We start from the raw sequence: 15,794 nt of genomic DNA on the forward strand, positions 1-15,794 counted from the left end.
GGTACACGTGTATAGTGGCGCTTCGAAGCGTGATCCACACCACGACTGCCTCCCACCGAGCCTTCTGTGATCGGAGTTCTCATGACCTCTCCCGCCACCCGCAAGCCGTCCGGCCGCTCCGGCCCGCTCGCCGGAATCCGCGTCATCGAGTTCGCGGGCATCGGCCCCGGCCCGCACGCCGCGATGCTCCTGGCCGACCTCGGCGCCGACGTCCTCCGCGTCCAGCGCCCCGGCCAGCTGCCCGATCCGAACCGCAACGCCGACGCTCTACTGCGCGGCCGTCGCGTCGTCGAGGCCAATCTGAAGAACCCGGCCGACCGCGAGACCATCCTCAACCTGGTCGGCAAGGCCGACGTGATCCTGGAGGGTTTCCGCCCCGGCGTAATGGAGCGCCTCGGCTTCGGTCCCGACGATCTCCACGCCGTGAATCCCGCCCTGATCTACGGCCGGATGACCGGCTGGGGCCAGACCGGCCCGCGCGCCGAGCTGGCCGGTCACGACATGAACTACATCTCGCTCACCGGCATGCTGCACGCGATCGGCCGCCCGGACGAGAAGCCGACCCCGCCGCTCAACCTCGTCGGCGACTTCGGCGGCGGCTCCATGTTCCTGGTGATGGGCGTCCTCGCAGCCCTCGTCGAGCGCGCGGCCTCCGGCAAGGGCGAGGTGATCGACGCCGCGATGTGCGACGGCGCCTCCGTCCTCGGCCAGATGATGTGGGCGTTCCGCGGCACCGGGATGTGGCAGGACCGTCGCGGCGTCAACCTGCTGGACACCGGCGCCCCCTTCTACGAGGTGTACGAGACCTCCGACGGCAAGTGGATGGCGGTCGGTGCCATCGAGCCGCAGTTCTACGCCGAACTCCTCAAGGGTCTCGAACTGGATCCGGAGACCATGCCGCATCAGATGGACTTCTCGAAGTGGGACGAGCAGCGGCAGATCTTCATCGACACCTTCAAGACCAAGACGCGTGACGAGTGGGCCGCGATCTTCGACGGCACCGACGCCTGCACGTCGCCGATCCTCGACTACACCGAGGCGCCGGCCGACCCGCACCTGGCCGCCCGCGGCACCCTGGTCGAGATCGACGGCGTGATGCAGGCCCAGGTGGCCCCGCGCTTCTCCCGCTCGACCACTGAGACGCCGACCGGCCCGGCTCGCGAGGCGACCGATCCGGCGACGGTCTGGCAGGACTGAGCCGGCACCCTGCCGGCCGAGTAAGCATGCGAGCGCAGCGAGCCTGCGCACCGAGGCCGCCGCACGCTGGGATTCCAGTGTGCGGCGGCCTCGTTCGCGTTCGGGGCCTGCGGTCGGCGAGACCCGGCCCGCGGCGATCTCGATACGGCCTCGGCTATCGCCTCGGTCTACTCGATCAGCGTGAGGAGACGTCCGCCAACCGCCGCAACCACGACGCCAACAACGCCGTCTCCTCCTCGCCCAGCACATCCGGCCGCGCCACCGCGTAATCGAGCGCGGCGAGCAGCGCCGACCGCTTCGAGGCGTCGTCGCCGTTCACTCCGGTGATGCCTGCGATCACGGCCTCCCGGACGGCGACTGAGAGCTCCGGGTCCGGCTTTGCCAGCACGATCAGCCTCAGCGTCAGCCCGATGTTGGTGGCGAGGATGTGCGCCGTCGCCTGGTCCGCGGAGACCGCGAGACGCCCCTGATCCTCGGCCACGCCGGTGAGGTTGCGGAGCATCTGCGTCGGTCGAGCCATCGCAGGCCGGACGTCGCCCGGCCGCACCTGGCCGTACATCAACGTGTAGAAGCCCGGGTTCGCCAACCCGAACGCGACGTGCGCGTCCCACCCGTCGCGAAGGTCCTGAATCGGATCGCCGCTGGACTCCTGGGCCGCCTTCGCCGACAGGTAGAGCTCGAAACCGTGCTCGACGACCGCGTCGAGCAACCCCTCCTTGTTGCCGAAGAAGTGGTACAGCGTCGGCATCCGGACGCCCACGCGGTCGCACACCGCCCGCAGCGAGATCTCCTCGCCGGGCGACGCCGCGATCAAATCGGCGGCGGCCTCCAAGAGCCGTTCTCGTGTATCGCCTCGCGCTTTCTCTGTCACTCCGCTACAGTAACTCCATATCGACGATATAGAAATCCATACCGTCGATATATTGGCAACACAGGGACACCATGAAGGGGAATCACATGACTCAGGATCTGACCGGCAAGACCGTCCTCGTCGCGGGAGGCGGCAAGAACCTCGGAGGCCTGATCAGCCGCCTCGCCGCGGAGGGCGGCGCCGACGTCGCCGTCCACTACAACTCCGAGTCGAGCCGCGCCGAAGCCGAGCAGACCGTCGCAGACGTCCAGGCCAAGGGCCGCAAGGCCGTTCTGCTGACCGGCGACCTCACCGATCCGAACGCCGTCGAGAAGCTGTTCGCCGACGCGAAGGCCGAGCTCGGCGGTATCGACGTCGCCGTGAACACCGTCGGCAAGGTGCTGCGCAAGCCGATCGTCGAGACCACCGAGGCCGAGTACGACTCGATGTTCGACATCAACAGCAAGGCCGCCTACTTCTTCATCAAGGAGGCCGGCCGCAACCTCAACGACAACGGCAAGATCATCACCATCGTCACGGCACTGCTCGCCGCCTTCACCGACGGCTACTCCACGTACGCCGGCGGCAAGAGCCCGGTGGAGCACTTCACCCGCGCCGCAGCCAAGGAGTTCGGCACCCGAGGCATCTCGGTCACCGCGATCGCGCCCGGCCCGATGGACACCCCGTTCTTCTACGGCCAGGAGACCCCGGAGCGCGTCGAGTTCCACAAGTCGCAGGGCATGGGCAACCGCCTGACCAACATCGAGGACATCGCCCCGATCGTCACCTTCCTGGCGACCGACGGCGCGTGGATCACCGGCCAGACCATCTTCGCCAACGGCGGCTACACCACCCGCTGACCGAGAGGGGATTCTCAGATGAGCACCGAACTCAACGCACCCGTCGACGCCTTCGTCGCGGCGGTCAACAACCACGACGAGGCGGCCGTCCTCGACGCCTTTACCGCCGACGGCTTCGTCGACGACTGGGGTCGCATCTTCACCGGCCGCGACGCGATCAAGGCGTGGAGCGACAGGGAGTTCATCGGAGCCAAGGGCACGATGACCGTCACCGACGTCCGGCACGACGGCGATACCGTCGTCGTGATCGCGGACTGGCGCAGCTCGTGGGCCAACGGCCTGAGCAGCTTCGCCTTCCGCACGGCGGGCGACAAGCTCACCGCGATGATCATCCGCGGCGCGGAGTGATCGTCTAGGACGACTACGCACAAAGGCCGCCGCGCGCTGGGATTCCAGCGCGCGGCGGGCTTGTGCTTTTGGCTAGACCTTCGTCGCACCCATGTCGATCTGGAACTCCGAGCCGGTGACGGCCGCGGCAGTCGAGAGGTAGAAGACGGCGTCGGTCAGGTCGTCGACGCTGGCGACCGGGTAGTGGTCCATGATCGACGGGAAGTGACGACCCCACTTCTGGAAGGCCTTGAGGCCCTCGGGGTCCTCGACGCCCATCGGGGTGTTGACGGCGTACGGGTGGACGGTGTTGACGCGGATCTTCTCCGGGCCGAGCTCCTTGGCCGCGGTCTGCGCGAGGCCGCGGAGACCGAACTTCGACGCCGAGTACGACGCCTGCGCCGGCATCGCCTTCATGCCCGCGCACGAGGAGATGATGACGATGCTGCCGCCGTTGCCCGCCTCCAGCATGGCCGGGATGGTGGCCTTGAGGGTCTTCCACGTGCCGACCAGGTTCACGTCGACGACGTCGGTGAACTGTTCTTCGGTCAGCTCCCAGGTGAGACCCCAGGTGAGGATGCCCGCGTTGGCGATGACGTGGTCGAGGCGACCGAACTGCGCGACGCCGTCTGCGACGAGCTGCTGCTGGAAGGCGAGGTCGCGAGTGTCGCCCTGGCGGGCGAGGATCTTGCCGCCGGCCTCTTCGACGAGGCGGACGGTCTCGGCGAGGTCGTCGGACGTGGCCGGCGGGTACGTCATGTGGTCGGCGACGCGGTCGGCGATGTCCATGCCGATGACGGCGGCGCCCTCCTTCGCGAAGCGGAGCGCGTGATTACGTCCCTGACCGCGGGCGATGCCCGTGATGTACGCGACCTGACCGTCGAACTGTCCCATTGCCGTAACGCCTTCCTGAAGCACACTAGAGTCGCCGAACTGTAACACGTTCTAGTGTGTCGGATCGGCGTGCTCGATGGCTAGACACGTTCCCGCTGGGTGGACCGCAAAGTTCGTCCCCGTGAACGGCACTCTCCGGCAATATGCCCGGGAGGTCGCGTCACGGGGACGAAGTTTGGAGTGGGCGGTGTCTAAGACCCAGCGATCGTCACCTGGTCTCGACCGACGCCTCGGCTAACGCCTCGGACGTCGGCTCGACCTGTCACTCCGTTCCATAGACCCGCTCGAAACCCTCCGGAATGATGAGGTCCTCGCGGGAGAGGTCGGCGACGTCGGACTTGCCGAGACCCATCAGGGCGGAATCGACGCCCATGCGCATGAGGTCGAGGACGTTCTCGACGCCGGTCTGGCCGTTGGCGGCCAGACCCCACAGGTAGGCGCGGCCGATCATGACCGCCTTGGCGCCCAGCGCGAGGGCCTTGACGACGTCGCTGCCGCGGCGGATGCCGCCGTCGAGCAGGACGTCGAGGTCGCCGCCCACGGCGTCGGCGATGGGACCGAGGACGCGGATGGTGGCGGGTGTGCCGTCGAGGTTGTTGCCGCCGTGGTTGGAGACGGAGATGGCGGTGGCACCGATGTCGACGGCACGCTTGGCGTCGTCGAGCCGGGTGATGCCCTTGACCATGAACTCGCCGTCCCACTGCTCACGCAGCCACTGCAGGTCTTCCCAGGTGGGCGGCGGGGTGTTCATCCACTGGCCGTACACGTCGAAGAACGTGGGGCCGGGCTCTCCCTTGTGCGCGATGTTCGGCGCAGACAGGTCGGGGATGATCAGCTTGCCGTCGCGGAACCAGCTCATCGCGTAGCGCGGCTTGGTGATCATCTCCGGTGCCAGCTTGGCGACGGCGTTGAAGTCCACCTGTTCGGGGATCTCAGGGCTGCCCCAGTCGCGGCCGACGTTGAAGACCCAGTCGGTGGTGACGATCAGCCCCTTGCAGCCGGCCTCCTTGGCGCGCTGCGCGCGAGCGAGGATGTCCTCCTTGCTGCCGAGCCAGTAGATCTGGAAGAAGATCTTGTCGTTGACCGCGGTGACCTCTTCCACCGGCTTCGACGCGAAGCTCGACAGCCCCATCGCAGTGCCGCGGTTGGCAGCGGCACGGGCGACGGCCACCTCACCGTCGGGATTGACGGCCTGCACGCCGGTCGGCGAGATCATCACCGGGAACGGCAGCTCCTGCCCCATCACAGTGGTGGTCAGGTTGCGCTCCGGAGTGGTCCCGATGACGTGCGGCGCGAAGCCGAGCTCGCCGTACGCCTCGACGTTGTCGGTGAGCGTGATGCCCGCCTGCGTGCCGGCGATCAGCGACGAGTAGACGGTCTTCGGCAGTCGCTTCTGCGCGCGACGCTGCGCCTCCCCGACCGTTTCGAACCAGGGGTTCCGACGCCAGGGGTTCTTCTCCATGAGCTCGGAGAACTTGGACATGAGTGTTCCTTCGGGGTTTCAGGTCGATCGAGTAGGCCGCGAGCAGGGCCGGCTCAGCAGGACGAGCAGCCGGAAGCGGTCGTGGGCATGAACCCGGCGAGCGGGTTCTCGTCGCAGTCGCGCGACGGCGGCCTGGTCATCAGGGTCAGCGGGACGCCGCGGGAGTGGTCCTTGTTGGCGGTCGGCTTCGATCGCTCACCGGCGAGCAGCTGTTCGCCGTAGCCCTGGACGCACTCCGGGTCGGGGCCGTCGAGCGGCAGACCGGTGAAGAACTTGGCGGCCATGCAGCCGCCGCGGCAGGCGTCGTAGTGGTTGCAGCTGGAGCAGGCGCCGGCGCTCTGCGGTTCGCGGAGCTCGGTGAACAGGTCCGAGTGCTGCCAGATCTGCTGGAAGCCGCCGTCGGTCGTGATGTTGCCGGCGAGGAAGTTCTCGTGGATCGCGAACGGGCAAGCGTAGACGTCGCCGATCGGGTCGATCAGGCACACCACGCGTCCGGCGCCGCACAGGTTGAGGCCCGGCAGGCCGCTGCCGCCGCCCTGGCTGAACGCAGAGAGGTGGAAGAAGGAGTCGCCGGTGAGGACGCGATCACCGTGTGCGACGAGCCAGTCGTAGAGCTCCTTCTGCTGCTCCGGCAGCGGGTGGAGGTCGTCCCAGACGTCGGCGCCGCGGCCGGACGGACGCAGTCGGGTGATGCGCAGGGTGGCGCCGTAGCGGTCGGCGAGCGCCTTGAACTCGTCGAGCTGGGCGACGTTGTGGCGGGTCATGACGACGCTGATCTTGGCGTCGCCGAAGCCCGCGTTCTTCAGGTTCTCCAGGGCCTTGACCGCCATGTCGAACGAGCCCTTGCCGCGGACGGCGTCGTTGACCTCGGCGGTGGCGCCGTCGAGGGAGATCTGGACGTCGACGTAGTCGGAGGCTGCGAGTCGCTCGGCGACCTCGGGGGTGATCCGGAGACCGTTGGTGGAGAACTTGACGCCCACCTGGTGGTCGGTGGCGTAGTCGACGAGCTCCCAGAAGTCGGGGCGGACCGTCGGCTCGCCGCCGCCGATGTTCACGTAGAAGACCTGCATCTTCTGCAGCTCGTCGATGATCGACTTGCACTGCTCGGTGCTGAGTTCGCGCGGGTCGCGCTTGCCGGAGCTCGACAGGCAGTGCACGCACGAGAGGTTGCAGGCGTAGGTCAGTTCCCACGTCAGGCAGATGGGGGCGTCGAGGCCGCGCTCGAACTGGTCCACCAGGCGCCCGACCTTGGGCGGCGCGGGGACGGTCAGCGGCGGCGTGGTCGACGGCATGCCGAGCAGTTCGGTGCCGGGGCGGGTTTCCACGGATGTCACGGGGTCACTCCTGGGTCGTGTGCGCGTCGGACGTGACCTCGAGGATCATCCCGGACGTGCTCAGGGCAGAGAGGGCTTGCAGGTACAGCGGTCGCTCGCTGTCGGCGATGCCGACGGCCGCCATCGCGGCGTCGGCGCTCGGATGCTCGGTCAGGGCCTGGACCAGGTCGACGACGACGAGGTTCTTCAGGAACGAGAGCTTGCGGGTGCCGAAGTGGTACAGCAGCGCGCCGAACGGTTCCGGACGCAGCGCCACCTTGGGGTTGAGCGCCCAGGCGCGCGTCGGATCGAATGCAGATTCCGGGGTACCGCTTCCGGCGGCCGCGGGGCCGCCGGAAGCAGTGGTCGATGGAGCCGTCATCAGTAGACGCCACACATCCCGTCGATGGACACTTCCTCCACCAGCGACTCAGCAACGAGATCCTGCTGGGTCGAGTTCGCCTGATCGGCCATATGAACCATCCTCCTTCACGAGTACTGATGTGGTTCGCCTCACACCATAATGGCACTGAGTGCAGAATGGCTAGAGCCTGGCAGAAAATTGTTTGTCGTAGCATCGTGACCGGCGGCTTTACGCCATCACGCGGCCGAGAGAGTGAGCTTTGATGACCAGATCGGGACGCAGCGGAGTCCTCGGAGGGCGGCCGGCGGCCACCACCCGCGGTCGACTCAGCAGCATCGCGATCGACCTGTTCACCACTCGCGGATTCGACGAGACCAGCGTCGACGACATCGCCACCGCCGCAGGCATCGCGCGGCGCACCCTGTTCCGGTACTACCCGTCGAAGAACTCGATTCCGTGGGGCGAGTTCGACGAGCACCTCGACGGTCTGCGCGACCTCCTGCGCGCCAGCCCCGCCGACGCGCCGCTCGGCGTCACCCTGCGCGACGCCCTGATCGCGTTCAACACCGTCCCCGACTCCGAGCGCGCCGAGCATCGACAGCGGATGTCGCTGCTGCTGGGAGTGCCTGCCCTACAGGCGCATTCGATGATCATGTACGCCGACTGGCGTCGCGTGATCGCCGATCACTGCGCCGCCCGACTCGACGTCCCGGCCGAGTCCCACATCCCGCAGACCGTCGCCTGGCTGACCCTCGGCACCGCCCTGGCCGCCTACGACCAGTGGCTGCTGGACGACGACGCCGACCTGACCGCCCTGCTCCGCGCGGGCAGCGACGTGTTGATCCACGGAGTGTCGTCGCTGACGGCGTGACCGCCGATCAACAGTGTTCGATGTGACCAGACCGTGGTCACAGAGAACACCGTTGATTCAGGCGACGGAAACAGCGCACTCCCGCTGTCCGGAACAGCCCCTATGGCACACTCACCAACGCTGATATTCTTTTATAGAACACGTTCTAATTTTGCTCGACCCCCGTCGAGCCCGATTCCCAGAGAGTCAACTGCGATGACCGACCTGACCCCGCACAGCGCACGCAGCGCCATCCTCACCGTCTCCGAGGTGATCGATGAGACCGCTGACGCGTGCAGCGTCGTCTTCGAAATCCCCGACGTGCATGCGGACAAGTTCGCCGACTACCAGCCGGGTCAGTTCCTGACGCTGCGGATCCCCAGCGACCAGACCGGATCGGTGGCCCGCTGCTACTCGCTCGCGTCGGCACCGGTGCACGACAAGCTGCCGAAGGTCACCGTCAAGCGCACCAAGGACGGTTACGGCTCCAACTGGATCTGCGACAACCTCAAGCCCGGCGCGCAGATCGAGTCGCTGCCGCCGTCGGGCGTCTTCACCCCCGACAACTTCCACACCCCGCTGCTGCTCATCGCCGCGGGATCCGGTGTGACGCCGGTGATGTCGATCCTGAAGCACGCGCTGAAGACCGGCACGCATCGCGTCACGTTCTTCTTCGCCAACCGCAGCGAGTCGGACGTCATCTTCGCCGAGGAGCTGCGCGAACTGCAGTCGCAGTACCCGGCACGACTGACCGTTCTGCACTGGCTCGAGTCGATCCAGGGCCTGCCTAGCGACCGCACGCTCGCCACCCTGTTCGCGCCGCTCGCCGCGACCCACACCGCCTACATGTGCGGCCCCGGTCCGTTCATGGACGCTGCCCACAGCGCTCTCTCGAAGGCCCGCTTCCCCACCAAGAACGTGCACGTCGAGATCTACAACTCGCTCTCCGGCGACCCGTTCGCAGATGTCGAGCTCGAAGAGGTCTCGGCCGAGGAGGCCGCCGCGGCCGCCGAGGTCGAGGTGGAGCTCGACGGTGAGACCCACACCCTCGCGTGGCCGCGGTCGCGCACCCTGGTCGACATCATGCTGGCCGCCGGCCTCGACGCCCCGTACTCCTGCCAGGAGGGCGAGTGCGGATCGTGCGCCTGCACCCTCGTCGAGGGCTCGGTCGACATGGAGGTCACCGGCGCCCTGGACCCCGACGACATCGCCGACGGCTACATCCTCGGCTGCCAGGCACGACCCACCGCGGACAAGCTGAAGATCGAGTTCTGACCCGCGGTCCCCGCACGACGACCCCGTAGACTCGGGCCATGACGAATGATCGCCTGGCCCGAGTCTTGTCGTTGATCCTGCTGATTCCCGGCGTTCTGCATTTCGTGGCGCCGAAGCCGTTCGACTCGATCGTCCCCAAGGAGATCCCCGGCGACCCCCGCGCCTGGACCTACGCCTCCGGTGCCGCCGAGATCGGTTTGGGCGCAGCCGTTCTCAACCCGCGGACCCGCCATCGTGCGTCGGGCCTGGCCGCCCTGCTGTTCGTCGCCGTGTTCCCCGCCAACGTGAACATGATCCGCGAGTGGGTCGACAAGAGCCCCGCGCTGAAGACCATCGCCTGGGCCCGCCTCCCCTTGCAGATCCCGCTGATCGTTCTGGCGCTGATCGTTCGACGCGGCTCGCGGGCGAAGGCTGTGGAGGCCGCCGTCACGGAGTAGCGAGTCCATCGGATGCTTTGGCGGCGCGCCGGTCGAGCTCGCGCTGAAACCGCTCCGCCAGGCCGACCACCGCAAAAGCGGCGCATGCCGCCAGCGCCGGGAGCGCAATCACGCTGAGCCAGATCGTCGGCTGATCACGAAGAGCCGCCACACCGAGGACGGCAACCGCGACGACCAGCGGCAGCACCAGGACCATCGCCGACCGGACCGCCTTGCCCGACACCTCCCTGATCAGGATGCCGACCGCACTCGCTACCAGCGCCAGGAGCCAGAACACGACCACCATCGAGCCCTCGGGAGAGGTCAGTCCGGTCGCCTCGCCGCCATCCACGAAGACATCCGCATCCCCCGTGAGCATTTGGGTGTAGAAGTAGCCCGGGACCTGCAGGCCCAGCGCAAGAAGGAGACCCAACGCCCGAGCGAGGTCCCGTCGGTCGGGCGTCGAGATGCGCAATATCAGCACGAAGACCACGACGCCCGCGATCGCCGACAGCACCCAGCCAGCACCTGCACCGAGCGAAGCGACCACGCGATATCGCTCCACGTTCCGCGTGGTGAGTACCTCGCCCGCAACCGGTGTGAATGCGGCGGTCCCCGCCTGAATCGCTGCGCGGATCACCCACAACCCCACCACGGTGGCGAGCATGGCCACGCCGTCGACCGTCGGCGACTTCGCAGGCCGCCTTCGTCCCACCGTCGTCAACGCTTCGACCGGGGTCACACCGACTCACCGCCCCACCAGCGTCGGATCCCAGCGCGCGCGGCACCCGCGCCGACCGTCAGGGTCGCAAGCAGCAGGGGAACCCAGATCGACGATGTCACCTCGCGGTCGGGGTTGAGCGTGAAGATTCCGACGAGCGCGAAGATCAACGCCAGCGGGGCAGTCAGAGCGCCGATGACACCGACAGTGAGCCCGCCGGAATAGTGCCAGGCGACGACCCCGACCAATGCCGTCACGCTGATCGCCGTCATCATCCAGCCGAGGCCCAACTCGGTCGACGCGCGAATGGACTCCTCATCTTCACCCCGCCAACGCGGGTCGGTGAACCGTGTGACGCACAGGCCGGGGATCTGGAGCAACACGGCGAACAGCAGGGCGAGGCCACGAACATTTGCGTCCCCGTGGCACCGTCTCAAGGGCTATTTGCCCTCGGAGAGGCGCCGCGGGGACGCAAATGTTGATAGCTGTGCGGGGATCAGCTCAACATGCCGCCGACGATGTCGCCGAGACCGCCGGTGCTCGACAGCTGGCCGTCGGACGAGCCGAGACCGTTGGAGTCCATGCTGCCGCTGATCGCCTCACCGGCGTTCTGGCCGCGGATGTTGGTGCAGACCGCTCCGACGGCCACTTCGGTCACGGTCGGCGCCGGCGTGGCGTTGATCGCCGCTCCGCGGCTCACGAACTGGGTGCCCGCCTTGATGCTGCTCGGAAGCTTGTACGTGAACTCCGCGACGAACGCCTTACCCGCGAAGACCGCGTAACCGGTGTGGTCGATGCGCCAGCCGCCGCGGTCCTGATGGACGTTCGCGGGGTTGACGGTGCTCTTCTCGATGAGGTCGCCGAAAGCTCCGCCGCCACCGAGGATTCCCCCGATCAGCGTGAACGCCTTGACTTCGACCGTCGGCTTCACGTTCTCGAGAACCGTGGCGGGCAGGTCTCGCACCTTCTGCACGTAGGGGTTGCCGGAACCCGTGGTGCTGACCGCGACCGAGTACGTCACCGACGTGCCCTCACCGACCTGTGCCGGGACCGACTTCTGGAAGATGTAATCGGCGAACGCGTCCGACCGCTTGGTCAGAGACGTCTGGTTGCACTCGGCAGCCGACGCGGGGCCCGCCTCGGTGATGGTCGGGACGGCGAGACCGGTACCGAAGACGGCGGCGGTGGCGACGGCACCGGCGATCCGCCGGCGGAGGGTGTGTGTGGACATGGGGTGCTCCATTTCAAAAGGGTTGTCTGGGTGACTTTTCGGGTGGAATCGGGGGTCTAGGACGCCGCGCAGGTCGCGGTGTCGATGGTCTTGACGTGTCGCCGTTCTGCACGACGACGGTGTTGCCGCTGATGGACGGCTGGTCGCCCTCGGCCAGCGGGGTGTGGCACACCTCGTCGCCGTCGCGGTAGATCAGCAGGACGCGCTCGCCGCCGGCCACGCCGACGCCGAAGGTGACCTTCGGTTCGGCAGGAGTGCTGGACGACGGGGCCGCGCTGGACGGCGCCGCACTGCTCGGAACCGAGCTGGGAGCTGCGGAACTCGTGGGTGCCGGGCTGCTCGGGGTCGTGGAGGTGCTCGGAGTCGCAGAACTGCTGGGAGCGGCAGAACTGCTCGGGGCCGCGGATTCACTCGGCACTGACGCGCTGGACGTCGGCGCAGACGATTCGGCGGGCTCGAGCGGAAGAACCCTGTCGACCTGGGCACGACCACCGCGCATCATCGGTGCGGACGGCGACCACTGCGCCGACTCCTCCCAGGAGGCGTTGGCCACTCGGCCGGCACCGCCCTGACAGGTCGCATTCCGCTGGCCGTTGCTGCCGACCTTGTGCACGAGGCGGCCCGACGAGACCTGGCGACTGGCGTCCGTCGATCCGCTCGCGAGGTTCACGGTCTGAATCGTCACCGTGTAGTTGTTCCAAGCGATGTTGTAGTTGACGGCGAACGTCCAGGACGTGCCGGTCTGATACCACGCCCCGCGTTCAACCGACGTCGCAGCCTCGTTCCAGAGGGTCAGGCGGTAGCCGTATCCGGGGCCTGCACTCGGCCACGACACCTTGGCTTCATGGAAGCCTGCGCTGCCGGACTCACTGCACGTTGGGTTGCCTGCGGGCAGCGGCGTCGGGAAGAAGTTCTCGCTCGCGATCTGCGATACCTGAGCGGTGGCGGAGTCGGTGCTCGCGGCGAGGGTGTCGGTGCCTGCGAGGGCGCCGACCATCACGGCGGCGGCTCCGCCGACGGCGAGCGCCACCCGCACCGACGGGAAGCGGAGTCGAGAAAGCTTAGACATGGAGGGGCTCCTGATGCTGCGCCGACTCGTCGTCGGGCTGGACAGAGGAAGGTTCGTCGGCACGGCGCGTCGGACCGAACGCGAGCATGAGCACCACACCGGCGACGATGCCGCCGAGGAACACGGCGGTCTTGCTGGAGAGCCAGGCGACCACGTAGCCGAGCAGCGGCACGCTGACCAGGACGCGGTCGGCGTCGGTCACGAGGTATGGAACCGGGTCGGGCCTCGTGTTCGCGTCGCCCTTCAGGGTGAGAGCCACCTGATCGCCGACGTCCTGCAGTCCCACCACGCGGTGCGTGATGCGGGTGCCCGCCTGGTTGTCGACGCTGACGACGTCGCCGACCCGCAGATCCGCGGCGGGCACCGTTCGAGCCAGGGCCAGCGCGCCCGTGGAGATCTGGGGTGCCATGGATCCGGAGCGCAGCACCAACGGGGTGATCCCGAAGAAGACCGACGCGAGCGTCGCGAGGATGCAGACGGCGCCTGCGACGGCGCCGACGTTGAGGGCGAGTTCGCGCCGTGAACGGCGCGGTGTCATCGACTGGTTCATCGACTACTCACGCCTGTGTGGCCGCGAACTGGAAGCCGACGCTGAGCGCCGACATGCGAGCTGCGAGCGGGGCGTCTGCCTCGAGTGCCACCTGGAAGCACAGTCGGTCGGTGTCGCCGACCGCGATGCGGCGCGACGTGGACACGATGTCGGTGGTTCCGAGGGCCAGCGCATTCGACGAGATCTGCGTGCCGCCGCTGCAGGTGGCGCCGTCGGTGGTGCCCCCGCTGAACACGGTCACGGTGAGGTTCTGGGCGAAGACGCCCGCGTTCGCCGATCCGTAGCCCGCGGTCCCCTGATCGGCGGTGACGGCCTTCGCGACGTAGTCGAAGTCGGCGTCCCCGGTGTTGTTGACCGGAAGCATCCCGGCCACCGAGGCCCCGCGCGCCAGGTTGAGCTTGTCGAGCGCCTCGAACGCGTACGTGGGGTGTTGGCTGTTGAGTTTCAGTTCCACGTTGACGGAGCCGGTCGAGAACATGCCGGTGGTGGCGGTCGCTGTGTCCGACCAGGCAGCCATCGTGCCGACCGCACCGAGCCCGAAGACCATGCCGAGGGACAGGACGGCGCGGGTGCGGGTCCAGGCTAGTTCGCCCAGCCGGCCACGCGTGTTGTGAGGGGAAGACATCTGTTCTGCCTTAGTGGTTCGTGATGGGGATGGGTCGGGTGATCTCGGTGTCGTCGGCGTCCGCGGGGCGGTCGTGCGATGCGGGGACGTCGCGCTTCGCACTCCGGCGGTCGCGCAGGCCGCTCCCCCACATCCACAGCGCGTACGCGCCGAGGCCCGCCGCGACCAGGAACAGCGCGATGCTGCGGGCCGAACCGGGGATCAGCGAGGTCGCGCGCCCGACGTAGGGCACCGCGTACAGCAGGCGTCCTCGGATCTGGGGGTCGATGAGCTGGGTCTCGTCCTGCACCGTGTTGGCGTCGCCCTTGGTGATGAACCGACGCTGCCCCTGGTCGTCGAGGAAGATGCTGACGATGCGGTGGGTGACGACCGCCGGGTCGCCCGACTTCGGTTGGAAGGTGATGACGTCGCCGGCCGCGAGCTCGGCGCCCGGGGTGGGTCGGACGACGATCACCGTCCCGGGCGGGTACGCCGGTTCCATGGATCCGGTGAGCACCGTGTACGAGGTAGAGCCGGTGAGGCGGGGCACCACGACGAGTGCTGCGAGCAGTCCGACCGCCGCACTCAGCAACACCCACGACGCGATGGTCTTGATCCACCACGACACCGGTGTCGTCTCGTCGTGCACCGGGACGGAGAGGTCGCGCCTCGGCGTCCCGACATACCCGGGTGCTGGGTGGTGCCCGCCGCCGGTCATGAGTGCGGCACCGATTCCGCGCCGAATGTGAAGGTGGCCGCCGAACTCTTCCCGCGCGGGGCGTTCTGCGCAACGGTCATCCGCAGGCACAACACCTCCGTGGCACCGGCCTGCACGGTTCGCGCCGTGAAGTATCCGGTGTCCGCGGCACCGCTGTAGAGCTGGACGCCGACATCACCGGTCGGGGTGCACGCAGCCTCGTTCGGGACGACGGCGGCGCGCAGCAGCAGCGGGACGTCGCCGGTCACGGAGACTGAGTTCAGCTTGTACGACATACGCACGTCGCCGGAGTTGATGACCGGCAGCGCCTTCTGGACGCTGTCGAGCGGATCGGCATCGTCGAGGGCCAGTGCGCCGAGGTCGAATTCCTTCACGCCCTCGTCGCCCGCGGAGATGTTCAGTACGCCCGCGGTGATGGTGCCGCCGTCGCCGTTGTTCGCGTCCGAGCGCCACAGCGCACCGGTCTGCTGCAGGGAAACGAATCCCAGCAGCAGGACCGCTGCCGCTGCGAGCGCCCACTTGTACTGGGCTTTCACGTGGGCCTCGATCAGACGGCTTGCTGCAGGGTCACAGTGATGCCGGCCAGCGAGGCGTCTTCGCCCTGCCCCGCAGAACCCGTCGTGTCGCCCTTGAACGTGATCGCGGTGCCGATGGTCTTGGTCTGGACGGTGCCGTTCGGGGTGATGGTCTCCTCGCCGCCGACGGGCGTCACGTCGAGCAGGCTCGCGAGGTCACCGCTGATGCCTGCGACCGACGGCTTGAGGGTGGCGGTGAGATGCGTGCCGACCGCGGTGATCTTGTATTCGCCCACGTAGACGACGGTGTCGCCGGGGACCAGACGGTCGGTGGCGGGGTCGAAGGCGGCGCCGTCGGCGGTGTTCCAGTGCCAGGTGCCGGCGGTGCCGACCTGCTCGATGTTGAGCGTGCCCGCGGTGACGCTGCCCGAGCCGAGACTCGACTGCGAGTTCCACGCGGCCATCGTTCCCGCACCACCGGCGAGGATGGCTGCGGCAGCGGCCGCCGCGAGGGCGCCCTTGGTCATCTTGTTCATTGATTGCTCCTTGGGAGGGGT

At 67.8% G+C, this 15,794-nt stretch carries 21 protein-coding genes; 6 read left to right on the forward strand and 15 right to left on the reverse strand.

The annotated features are described in order from the left end of the window. Positions 1-81: 81 nt before the first annotated feature. Complete coding sequence (locus ACH46_RS15890; RefSeq protein WP_062393781.1) at positions 82-1,197, forward strand: CaiB/BaiF CoA transferase family protein; 1,116 nt, start codon at positions 82-84, stop codon at positions 1,195-1,197. 175 nt (positions 1,198-1,372) lie between these two features. Here ACH46_RS15890 and ACH46_RS15895 read toward each other — a convergent pair whose 3' ends face one another. Then, positions 1,373-2,068, reverse strand: coding sequence for a TetR/AcrR family transcriptional regulator (locus tag ACH46_RS15895; protein WP_062393782.1), 696 nt, complete (start codon positions 2,066-2,068; stop codon positions 1,373-1,375). Between the two features lie 86 nt (positions 2,069-2,154). Between ACH46_RS15895 and ACH46_RS15900 the strand changes: the two genes are divergently transcribed. Together ACH46_RS15900 and ACH46_RS15905 are read left to right on the forward strand one after the other, a co-directional pair. Then, positions 2,155-2,907: an SDR family oxidoreductase gene (locus tag ACH46_RS15900; protein ID WP_062395526.1), complete on the forward strand. Its 753-nt coding sequence runs from the start codon at positions 2,155-2,157 to the stop codon at positions 2,905-2,907. Positions 2,908-2,925: 18 nt separating this feature from the next. Then, a complete protein-coding gene (locus ACH46_RS15905; protein ID WP_062393783.1) occupies positions 2,926-3,255 on the forward strand; it encodes a nuclear transport factor 2 family protein in 330 nt (109 codons plus the stop codon). A 72-nt stretch (positions 3,256-3,327) separates the two neighbouring features. Here ACH46_RS15905 and ACH46_RS15910 read toward each other — a convergent pair whose 3' ends face one another. From ACH46_RS15910 to mftA, 5 genes are all read right to left on the reverse strand, one after another. Beyond that, positions 3,328-4,128 (reverse strand): mycofactocin-coupled SDR family oxidoreductase, encoded by an 801-nt coding sequence (locus ACH46_RS15910; RefSeq protein ID WP_062393784.1) that lies wholly within the window; start codon positions 4,126-4,128, stop codon positions 3,328-3,330. A 262-nt stretch (positions 4,129-4,390) separates the two neighbouring features. Further along, complete coding sequence (mftD, locus tag ACH46_RS15915) at positions 4,391-5,611, reverse strand: pre-mycofactocin synthase MftD (RefSeq protein WP_062393785.1); 1,221 nt, start codon at positions 5,609-5,611, stop codon at positions 4,391-4,393. A gap of 53 nt (positions 5,612-5,664) precedes the next feature. Continuing rightward, entirely contained in the window at positions 5,665-6,903 is a 1,239-nt protein-coding gene (mftC, locus tag ACH46_RS15920) for a mycofactocin radical SAM maturase (RefSeq protein WP_417935304.1), read from the reverse strand. Positions 6,904-6,949: 46 nt separating this feature from the next. Beyond that, positions 6,950-7,306: a mycofactocin biosynthesis chaperone MftB gene (gene mftB, locus ACH46_RS15925; RefSeq protein WP_062393787.1), complete on the reverse strand. Its 357-nt coding sequence runs from the start codon at positions 7,304-7,306 to the stop codon at positions 6,950-6,952. Continuing rightward, complete coding sequence (gene mftA / locus ACH46_RS15930; RefSeq protein WP_120298744.1) at positions 7,306-7,398, reverse strand: mycofactocin precursor MftA; 93 nt, start codon at positions 7,396-7,398, stop codon at positions 7,306-7,308. Before mftA ends, mftB begins: the two co-directional genes overlap by 1 nt. A 152-nt stretch (positions 7,399-7,550) precedes the next feature. Here mftA and mftR point away from each other — a divergent pair, with 152 nt between their 5' ends. The 3 genes from mftR to ACH46_RS15945 all read left to right on the forward strand — a co-directional run bounded on the left by mftR (position 7,551) and on the right by ACH46_RS15945 (position 9,850). After that, the gene (gene mftR, locus ACH46_RS15935) at positions 7,551-8,159 is read left to right on the forward strand and encodes a mycofactocin system transcriptional regulator (protein ID WP_062393789.1); all 609 of its coding nucleotides are present in this window, start codon (positions 7,551-7,553) and stop codon (positions 8,157-8,159) included. A 195-nt stretch (positions 8,160-8,354) separates the two neighbouring features. Then, positions 8,355-9,413 (forward strand): ferredoxin--NADP reductase, encoded by a 1,059-nt coding sequence (locus ACH46_RS15940; RefSeq protein ID WP_062393790.1) that lies wholly within the window; start codon positions 8,355-8,357, stop codon positions 9,411-9,413. Positions 9,414-9,451: 38 nt separating this feature from the next. Then, complete coding sequence (locus ACH46_RS15945) at positions 9,452-9,850, forward strand: DoxX family protein (protein WP_062393791.1); 399 nt, start codon at positions 9,452-9,454, stop codon at positions 9,848-9,850. Here the strand turns inward: ACH46_RS15945 and ACH46_RS15950 are convergent. From ACH46_RS15950 to ACH46_RS15990, 9 genes are all read right to left on the reverse strand, one after another. Then, positions 9,840-10,502, reverse strand: a complete 663-nt coding sequence (locus ACH46_RS15950) for a hypothetical protein (protein WP_062393792.1) — start codon at positions 10,500-10,502, stop codon at positions 9,840-9,842. The two genes, ACH46_RS15945 and ACH46_RS15950, sit on opposite strands and share 11 nt — an antisense overlap. Before the next feature lie 65 nt (positions 10,503-10,567). After that, positions 10,568-10,933 carry a hypothetical protein gene (locus ACH46_RS15955; RefSeq protein ID WP_062393793.1) on the reverse strand — a complete coding sequence of 122 codons (366 nt, stop codon included), beginning with the start codon at positions 10,931-10,933 and terminating at the stop codon, positions 10,568-10,570. Between the two features lie 113 nt (positions 10,934-11,046). Then, complete coding sequence (locus ACH46_RS15960; protein ID WP_062395528.1) at positions 11,047-11,781, reverse strand: hypothetical protein; 735 nt, start codon at positions 11,779-11,781, stop codon at positions 11,047-11,049. A gap of 13 nt (positions 11,782-11,794) precedes the next feature. Then, entirely contained in the window at positions 11,795-12,850 is a 1,056-nt protein-coding gene (locus ACH46_RS15965; RefSeq protein ID WP_157851075.1) for a hypothetical protein, read from the reverse strand. Beyond that, positions 12,843-13,400: a signal peptidase I gene (locus tag ACH46_RS15970; RefSeq protein ID WP_062393795.1), complete on the reverse strand. Its 558-nt coding sequence runs from the start codon at positions 13,398-13,400 to the stop codon at positions 12,843-12,845. Before ACH46_RS15970 ends, ACH46_RS15965 begins: the two co-directional genes overlap by 8 nt. A gap of 7 nt (positions 13,401-13,407) precedes the next feature. After that, a complete protein-coding gene (locus tag ACH46_RS15975; RefSeq protein ID WP_062393796.1) occupies positions 13,408-14,025 on the reverse strand; it encodes a SipW-dependent-type signal peptide-containing protein in 618 nt (205 codons plus the stop codon). Positions 14,026-14,035: 10 nt separating this feature from the next. After that, complete coding sequence (locus ACH46_RS15980) at positions 14,036-14,722, reverse strand: signal peptidase I (protein ID WP_082399727.1); 687 nt, start codon at positions 14,720-14,722, stop codon at positions 14,036-14,038. Then, positions 14,719-15,258: a hypothetical protein gene (locus tag ACH46_RS15985; protein WP_062393797.1), complete on the reverse strand. Its 540-nt coding sequence runs from the start codon at positions 15,256-15,258 to the stop codon at positions 14,719-14,721. The genes ACH46_RS15980 and ACH46_RS15985 overlap by 4 nt, the downstream gene beginning before the upstream one ends. Positions 15,259-15,269: 11 nt before the next feature. Then, positions 15,270-15,773 (reverse strand): alternate-type signal peptide domain-containing protein, encoded by a 504-nt coding sequence (locus ACH46_RS15990; RefSeq protein WP_062393798.1) that lies wholly within the window; start codon positions 15,771-15,773, stop codon positions 15,270-15,272. Positions 15,774-15,794: the final 21 nt, after the last annotated feature.

The sequence above is a fragment of the Gordonia phthalatica genome (assembly GCF_001305675.1).
Classification (GTDB): Bacteria; Actinomycetota; Actinomycetes; order Mycobacteriales; family Mycobacteriaceae; genus Gordonia; species Gordonia phthalatica.